The organism is Arthrobacter sp. 49Tsu3.1M3 (assembly GCF_900168135.1).
Classification (GTDB): Bacteria; Actinomycetota; Actinomycetes; order Actinomycetales; family Micrococcaceae; genus Arthrobacter.
Map to the genome: position 1 here is coordinate 585236 of NZ_FUZD01000001.1, position 8063 is coordinate 593298.

6 protein-coding genes are annotated in these 8063 nt (G+C 65.8%); 3 read left to right on the forward strand and 3 right to left on the reverse strand.

Annotation, left to right across the window (positions count from 1 at the left end; genetic code table 11):
- Window positions 1–53 precede the first annotated feature (53 nt).
- The 3 genes from B5X90_RS02840 to B5X90_RS02850 are packed head-to-tail and all read left to right on the forward strand — an operon-like array spanning window position 54 to window position 3505.
- Entirely contained in the window at window positions 54–1517 is a 1464-nt protein-coding gene (locus B5X90_RS02840) for a glycosyltransferase family 87 protein (RefSeq protein ID WP_179129019.1), read from the forward strand.
- A 48-nt stretch (window positions 1518–1565) separates the two neighbouring features.
- A complete protein-coding gene (locus B5X90_RS02845; protein WP_079549960.1) occupies window positions 1566–2447 on the forward strand; it encodes an MTAP family purine nucleoside phosphorylase in 882 nt (293 codons plus the stop codon).
- The gene (locus B5X90_RS02850; protein WP_079549961.1) at window positions 2444–3505 is read left to right on the forward strand and encodes an NAD-dependent epimerase/dehydratase family protein; all 1062 of its coding nucleotides are present in this window, start codon (window positions 2444–2446) and stop codon (window positions 3503–3505) included. Before B5X90_RS02845 ends, B5X90_RS02850 begins: the two co-directional genes overlap by 4 nt.
- Before the next feature lie 367 nt (window positions 3506–3872).
- On the opposite strand, the gene B5X90_RS02855 is transcribed toward B5X90_RS02850, so the two are convergent.
- The 3 genes from B5X90_RS02855 to B5X90_RS02865 form a co-directional block, all read right to left on the reverse strand.
- Window positions 3873–4910 carry a hypothetical protein gene (locus B5X90_RS02855; protein ID WP_079549962.1) on the reverse strand — a complete coding sequence of 346 codons (1038 nt, stop codon included), beginning with the start codon at window positions 4908–4910 and terminating at the stop codon, window positions 3873–3875.
- A 698-nt stretch (window positions 4911–5608) separates the two neighbouring features.
- Window positions 5609–6661: an FUSC family protein gene (locus B5X90_RS02860; protein ID WP_079549963.1), complete on the reverse strand. Its 1053-nt coding sequence runs from the start codon at window positions 6659–6661 to the stop codon at window positions 5609–5611.
- Between the two features lie 1082 nt (window positions 6662–7743).
- Window positions 7744–8063 (reverse strand): aldehyde dehydrogenase family protein (locus B5X90_RS02865; protein WP_143264624.1); only part of this gene is annotated, 320 nt, incomplete at its 5' end.

Consider the following 8063-nt stretch of genomic DNA (forward strand, 5'->3'; position numbering starts at 1 on the left):
AAAAAGATCGCGCGCAGGCAGTACCGGCACCGGACATGGGGCAGGATCGGAGGGTGAGCCTCAGTGCAACAGAATCGATCCGGACAAGCGGCACCAGGATTAGAGTCTTTGTGCTCCTTCCCCTCGCGTTCCTCACCAGTGCGGGCCTGCTGTGGTGGATGGTGGTTCCTGGGAACCCGCTCGAAACGGCGCAAATTATCGCCACCTGCCTTTCATGGCTGGCCCTCATCGCGGCCGTGGGCCTGCTACGGCACGTGCCGCCGCACCAGGTGGGGGCCGTCGTCATCGCGGGAACGGTCCTGCTCGGCCTTGTTGCCGTGAGCGCGCCGCCCCGGACCAGCAACGATTCGGCCCGGTATGCGTGGGACGGCATCGTCCAAAAATCAGGAATCTCCCCCTACTCGTATGTGCCCATTGATGAGACCCTCAGCAGCCTTCGTCCCGGCTGGCTGTTCGCTCCCGGTTCCGCCGGCCCCGACGGAAAGCCCGTGTGCGCCAAAGACCTGTTCGGAACGGAATCCGTCGCCACATCCGGGTATCCTTCCGGTGCCCCGCTGTGCACGGCAATCAACCGTCCCTATGTGCCCACGATCTACCCGCCCACGGCCGAAATCTATTTCTTTTCTGTACGGTCCGCCGTGCCGGACGCAGCCGGTTTCCTCGCTTTCCAGGTGGCCAGCCTACTCCTGAGCGCGGCAATGGCCCTGATGCTGCTCCGCGCACTGGCCAACCGCGGATCACCCCCGTATCTGGCCGCCGTGTGGGCGTGGAGCCCATTTGTGCAGCTCGAAGCGGTCAACAATGCTCACGTCGATGTCCTGGCCGGAGTCCTGATTCTTGCCGCCGGGATGCTGCTCCTGGGCGGCAACCCGATCCGCTCCGGGGTCGCATTCGGGGCCGCCGTCGCAACGAAACTCATTCCGGTCATCGCCGCTCCCGCGCTGCTGTGGCGGCGCCCGGCCAGGTTCATCACCGCAGCATCGGCCACGTTCGCACTGCTCTACCTGCCCTACGTGGCGATCGCCGGCGTCGGAGTCCTAGGCTTCCTGCCCGGCTACCTCAAGGAGGAGAACTACAGCCAGAGCGGCGGCATCCGCTTCGGCCTGGCTCAGCTCGTCTCCGCCGGCCCCTGGACGCAGGTGCTCAGCGCCGCGGTCCTGGCCGTCGTCGCCCTCGGAGTGCTGCGGCGCACCCATGCGGGGGATGTCTGGGAACAGCAGACCGTCATGATCGGACTGACGCTGCTGATTGTCAGCCCAAATTACCCCTGGTACGGGCTCATGCTGCTGCCGTTCATCGTTCTGAGCCGGCGGTGGGAGTACGTGGGGGTGATCCTCGCCCTGGACGTCATCTACATGGTCCCTGCCGGCCCCTGGAGCGAATCACTCAACCAGTCCGTCCTGCTCCTGGCTGCCGCGGCCGTCGCCGGAGGCACCTGGCTGCGGCGCCGCGGCAAGCTGCGGCTCGCTGCCCTCGCCGGACTCAAGACGGAGGCGCCGGACCCAGCGGCACCGTGACGGACACACGGCCGTGACGTTCAAACCGGCGAATGACAGGATTGCACCATGGACACATCGATTCCCGGGACGGCGCAGGCACGAATCGGCATCGTCGGCGGTTCGGGCACCTACGGGCTCCCCGCGGCGACCGTGCGCGCGACCCTGACGATCCGGACCCCCTACGGACCGCCGTCGGGTCCTGTGACACTGGCCGACGTGGGCGGGCGAACGGTGGCCTTCCTCCCCCGTCACGGCCACAAACACTCGCTGCCGCCCCAGAAGATCAACTACCGGGCCAACCTCTGGGCGCTCAAGAGCCTCGGAGTCGAGGCAGTGCTTTCCTCCTCGGCCGTGGGCGGGTTGCGGCGAGGCTTTGGTCCTGAGACCTTCGTCGTGACGGACCAGCTGATCGATCGCACCTGGGGACGCGACGATACCTTTTTCGACGGCACCCTGGCCGACGGCGCCACCCCGGCAGGCGTCCAGCATCTGCCCGCCTCTGAACCGTTTTGCCCGACTCTGCGTTCGCACCTGGAGGCCGCGCTGGCGGCGCAGGGCCTCTCCTACGCCCCGCGCGGCACGGTGGTGGTGATCAACGGACCGCGTTTTTCAACGAAGGCCGAGTCGCAGTGGTACGTCAGCGGCGGCGCGGACATCATCAGCATGACCCAGTACCCCGAACCCGTGCTGGCCGCTGAGTTGAACATGGGCTTCGCCAATTTGGCCTTCATCACAGATTCGGACACCGGCCACGACGGCTCGGAACCGGTGACCGCCGATGCCGTCTTTGCGCGCCTGAAGAAGGCCCAGCACAACGTCCTGGCCGTGCTTGAAGACACCATCGCGGCGATCGCCGAGGACTACATACCCCGCCCGCTGATGGATCGAACCGCCGTCGCCAGGATCATGGCGCTCCCCGCCGCGCCTGATTCGGAGTCCGTACTGTGAGGCTCCTTGTCACCGGCGGTGCCGGGTTCATCGGATCACACATCGTCGACGCCGCCCTCGGCACGGGATGGTCCATCCGGGTCCTTGACTCCCTGGACCCGGGCCTCCACCCGGGGCCACCGGCCCTTGATCCGCGGGTGGAACTGCTCACCGGCGACCTCACCGACCCGGACTCGGCAGACCGCGCACTCGAAGGTATCGACATCGTCTGCCATCAAAGCGCAAAGGTCGGGCTCGGGCTCAGCTTCGCGGACGCGCCGGACTACATCCACAACAACGACTACGCAACCGCTGTCCTACTCGCCGCCATGGAACGCCATGGCGTCCCCCGGCTGATCCTGGCCTCCTCGATGGTGGTCTACGGAGAGGGGGCCTACACCGACGCTGAAACCGGCGTGGCGGTCAGACCGGGACCGCGCGCCGAGGCTGATCTGCGCGCCGGCATCTTCGACCCCCGGAATCCGGCCTCGGGCGCGATCCTTATTCCGGCCATGGTTACCGAGGAAGCGCCCCTTGATCCGCAGAACGTCTACGCGGCATCAAAAGTCAGCCAGGAGAATCTCGCCGCCGCGTGGGCACGCAGCACCGGCGGCGCGGCCATCGCTCTTCGCTACCACAACGTCTATGGTCCCCGGATGCCACGCGACACACCCTACGCCGGTGTCGCCTCGCTATTCCGCTCGGCCATGGCCCGCCGCGAGGCGCCCCGGGTCTTCGAAGACGGCGCCCAGCGCCGCAGCTTCATCCACGTCAGAGACGTGGCAGCGGCGAACATCGCTGCCGCCAAGACGCTGTCCGCCGGCGACGGTGCAGGATTCCGGGCCTACAACGTAGGCGCCGCCGAAGTCCACACGATCGGGGATGTTGCCGAGGCACTGAGTAAGTCCAGCGCCGGACCGGCCCCGATCGTGACCGGCGAATACAGACTGGGAGACGTCCGCCACATCACGGCATCCTCAGAGCTGATCAAATCCGACCTCGGCTGGGCGCCGACGGTGGACTTTGAGGAAGGCATGCGTGAATTTGCCACCGCTCCCCTGCGCGGCGAACCGGGCTAACCTGCGCCCGTCCTGAAGGTCCCATACGCCGGTCCCCGCCACGAGAAACCCCATACAGATAGTGGTGTCCCTGCTTCGCACATACCCAAACCGTCCCGGCGGCACCCTAGCCGTCACCAGCTCCATCGATTCGTCCGGCCAGTGCCCGATGCCCGATGCCCGATGCCCGATGCCCGATGCCCGAGAACATCATGGAGGTCATGACGCGAAGAAGCCCGGCCGACATTCAGCCAGTCCAGACCGGTCCGGGTCAGGTAGACATCGGCCGACTTTTCGTGAGGAGGTAATGCTCGAAGCCCTCATTCACGTGTCCACCGTGTCTCCCACTGGGCCCGGCCCTCGGGCCCCCTCACCTGCGGGGATGGCTTCAGATCCAGTCGTCTGAGACGCCCGGGACTGTGCCGTCCCGGTGCACCGCGACCATCTGGGCTGCGTTCATCCCCCTCAGGTACCCCTCGGCTGCCTGCGCGGCGGTGATCCCCGCGTCGACTAGCCTCATCAGGTCGTGCTCGTCCGGCAAGGCTGACAGCCCTGCCGCCCGCGAGGTCCCGGCCAAGACCTGCACCCCGAATAGGATCAGACGACGCTCGACGTCGAGACCGCGCCTCTCGCCGACGGCGGCACGCGAAAGGCCGTTGGCAAGCCTCATGGTGCGGGCATCCCGTGGGATCTGCGCGGTGAAGTCGCCGCCGTGCCGTACAGCGAGCCGGTAGACGCCTGTCTTGACCTCGTTCGGGGTCGCCGGGCCGATCCCGAAATGCTCGATCCAGCCGCTGATGTCCTCGGCCGCGACTTGCTGGCCTGCGCCCGACTTCAGGCTGGCCAGCAGCCCACTCAGGGTACCCTCGTCGTCCTCGGCGTCGAGAAACCGCGAGATGCCGATCTGGAGGATGTCTCGCAGATCGATCCTGCACTCCTGCACGGCGGCCCAAACCGTCCTGTTCCTCCGGAGCTTGCCGAGCAGGTCCTCCCCCAGCTTCTCCCCGAAGCCCTCCGGGTCCTCATAGAAGGACAGGGGCGAGTGCTGGAAGCGGTCGAGCACCTCCGAAGGCATCGCCGCCCAGCGGAGCGCGGCCTCCGCGGCGTCGTGGTTGTCCTCGACGAGATCATCGAAACCTTGCTCTTCGAGGAACGCGACGGCCTCGTCCGCCGTGGTGATCCCCGCGTCGAGTAAGGCCACGGCAGTCTCCGGGGACGCCACGCAGAGGACCTCGCAGAAGTTGTATGGAGTGGCCGTGAACTCGAACTCGGCCTTGCGCCCCCCGCGGCTCGTCCGCTTGGCGAGGGCGTCCAGCAGGCTGTTGCCACTCAGGAGGTCGCGAGCGTACGTCTCCACGACGCGGCGTTGCACATCGTAAGACGGAGCGTCCGGGAACCTCCTCCCCGGCACGGGATCGCTGCCCATACCTCCGAGATTAGACCCTTCCCGCACCGTCAGAGGACCTCGGGACGGGAACCGCAGTGGCCTTGAGAGGCGTGGCCGACCGATTTCGTCTCGTCCCCGTCGGCCAATAGCCGATTCATCCGCGCGCTCCAGGCCGACTTTGCCCGGCCCGATCAGCCTGCCCCCTCCAGCTATATCTACCACGCGCAAGCCGGTCCCCACCCCGCCACCATCCGCCCGCAATGGCGCTGCGAGAAATCGGATACAGATACAGGTTTCGGGGATTCCCATATACCCCGCCCGCATTACCCGACAGGGATGAACATGAGGATTTGATCCCAGGTCCTGCAAGTCATGCAGGACCAGACGCTCCCGGCTATGAAGAAGTACGCAGCAACACCGCTGTCCAAGCCAAGGGTAGGAGCCGCCAGACCGCAACTGGGCGCCGCAGGGGCCCATAAAGGAGATTTGTACACACTCAGCGGCCTACAAGCCCCTGAACAGGGAAAACACGTGCCCGAGGTGGGACTCGAACTGCATTCCCTCCCCCGCAAACCCTGGACTCCCTAGGAAACGTAAGGAATCCGGCGCAGTCTGGCACCAGTACGACCCGGTCCGAAGCCAAAAGTGTGGACAATGTCCGCACACCAGATTGGCCAGTTCCAAGGATTCGGGCGAAGCCCTTCCCTGGCGTCTTCGATCGCTTGTTGGGCCACCCATCATCGGGCACGCAGGCGGCGCCTCGCTGTCGGGGCCAGCACGCCGGCGACGCCGACGGCGGCACCGATGACGGTCTCCACGATCCGGTCCCGCAGCAGGAATGCGGGCGAGGAGGGCGCCACCAGCAGCGTGGAGGCTAGCGCCAGCGGCGTGACGAAGACCTGCGCCAGCATGTACTGGCGCACGAAGAACATTTCGGCGCCGAACTGGCAGGCCGCAATCACCAGCACGGTCTGCCACGGGGCAGGCTGCAGCCACAAGATCCCGGCCAGCAGCACCAGTCCCAGGGACGTGCCCATGATGCGCTGCACCCCCCGGCTGACCCGGTGCCGGGTGGAATGCCCTGCCAGCGGGACAACCGCCGCTACCATGGCCCAGTAATTGTGGCCGAAGCCGAGCCAGTTACCGGCCAGGGTCCCCAGGGTTCCAGCCACGCCGGCCACAACGATGTAGCCGACGGCCTCAAGCCGGGCAGCCCGTTTTTCGTCCGGCGCCAGCCGCGGGAGCTTCGGCCTGACCCACGGCGTCCGGTGGCTTCGGGTTACGCGGGAGGATATTCCGATCAGCAGCGAGAGTGCGACGGTGAGCGCCGCCACAAGCATGCCTTGCCACAGCGGCGGCTGGTTCGGCATGGACGCGATGGCCGCGAAGGCAAAGATGTGGATGAGCGAGCCTGCCGGGCGGAGGCGCCACCACGCGACGATCAACGAACAGACGCCCGCCACCACGGTGGTGGCCAGGACCTGGAGCCACGTGGTGTCCGCGGCGCTGAGCGCGAAATCCTCGTGGGCGCGGGCCATCAGGGCGGCCAAGAGCAGCACGAGCATCATGAGCAGGCCGGCCCGCAACTGGATGACGAACCGCCCGGCTTGCGGCTCGTTCCGGCCGTAGATCCCGGTGAAGGCACCGAAGGAGGCGAAGACGGCCACGTCCAGGCGGCCCATCAGCAGGAGAGTGATCAGGGGAACGAAGACGCCGACGGCGCAACGGAGCGCCACGTGGTGGTCATTCTGGCTGGGTGCCATGGTGAACATCCCGGGGAGCAACTTCACGGCTGGCGCTTTTCGTTGAGGTGATAAATGGTACGACGGCGGCGATGGCCTCCACACTGGACTCTTCGCCCGAACGGCAAGCGGGCAGGATCGGTGCGGGCCATGACTAGGCCGATGCTGTTGTCCTTGTTGGTGAGGTTCTCCGGACGGGTGGGCCAGGCGCGCCGCAGACACGTCTCCGCCCAGGGCTGCTCGATACGCCCAACGGCCTCCTGAAGAGCTTCAAGATGTAGCCGGAAAATACATGCCCACGGTGGGTATTAGTTGCTGGCGAGTGGAGCCTTCCTCGACGTTCCATTTCTCTGCCAGACTCTGCGCCACCACATACCGTGCGAGACCAGCGATCTGGAGTTCAATATTGATTTCCCTCCCCGTAATTCCCCCTGCTCCGCTTCGACGACAGGATGCAAGGATTCGTGATGGCGACATCCCTCCCAGAGACGGACCGAAAGTTCGTTGGCGAGTGAGCCGGCTCCCGCTTTTCGGCTGTTCGGGACCGGAAACCCACCCCTAACAAGATTCTCCGACGTGGTGCGGGGAACACTCCCAGCCTTAGTTCCGTTCATTCCGGTCCACAGTTGTTAGTCGTGACACTCGGCTGCGGTGTTGTTGGACCAACTCGACGGCCGCATTCAGGTCGGCGCCGACGATATGTGGACTGTCGCCCGTGACGCGATAGATACGCCCGGTCTCGGTGATCATGATCATTCGCCGTTCCTGTTCTCTGTGTGCGCCGGGATCCAGTCGACATGCCGCACTCGCGGTTGGATCAGGCGTCGATGTTAGGTTCCAACAATTCCGCGTGGTTTCGAAGGCTCTCCGTATCCGGGACGGTGATGCCCGGAAGTGGCCGATGAGAATCAGCAGATGCTGGGTCCAGCCTGAATTCAAAATTCTACGGCTGCCCACGTTGAGGGACGACGGGGTAGAGGTCGATTTCGTGCAGACGTGGGTGATAAATCGGCCATTCTGTGCACAAAGGAGCGTACAGCCCGTCCCATGAGGGAGCGGCCTTGCTAGCTTGCTGAAACGCCTCTGTCGGAGGCTTGGCCCCGCGCCGGCTGGCGGGTGTGGCACGACGGTTATCCTGCGTAGGGGTCGGCGATGCCGATGTACTGGGTGTAGAGGTATTCCTCGATGCCCTCGAGGCCGCCTTCGCGGCCCAGGCCGGACTGCTTGACGCCGCCGAACGGGGCGGCGGCGTTGGAGACCACGCCGGCGTTCAGGCCCAGCATGCCGGTCTCGAGCCGTTCGCCCATCCGGATGCCCCGGTTCAGGTCCCGGGTGAAGACGTACGCCACCAGGCCGTACTCGGTGTTGTTCGCGAGCCGGACGGCCTCGTCCTCGGTGTCGAAGGTGATGATCGGGGCGACGGGTCCGAAGATTTCCTCGGACAGGATCC

Coding starts and splice junctions, on each gene's coding strand:
- B5X90_RS02845 (WP_079549960.1), top strand. CDS start 1,566: ATGGACACATCGATTCCCGGGACGGCGCAGGCACGAATCGGCATCGTC.
- B5X90_RS02855 (WP_079549962.1), bottom strand. CDS start 4,910: ATGGGCAGCGATCCCGTGCCGGGGAGGAGGTTCCCGGACGCTCCGTCT.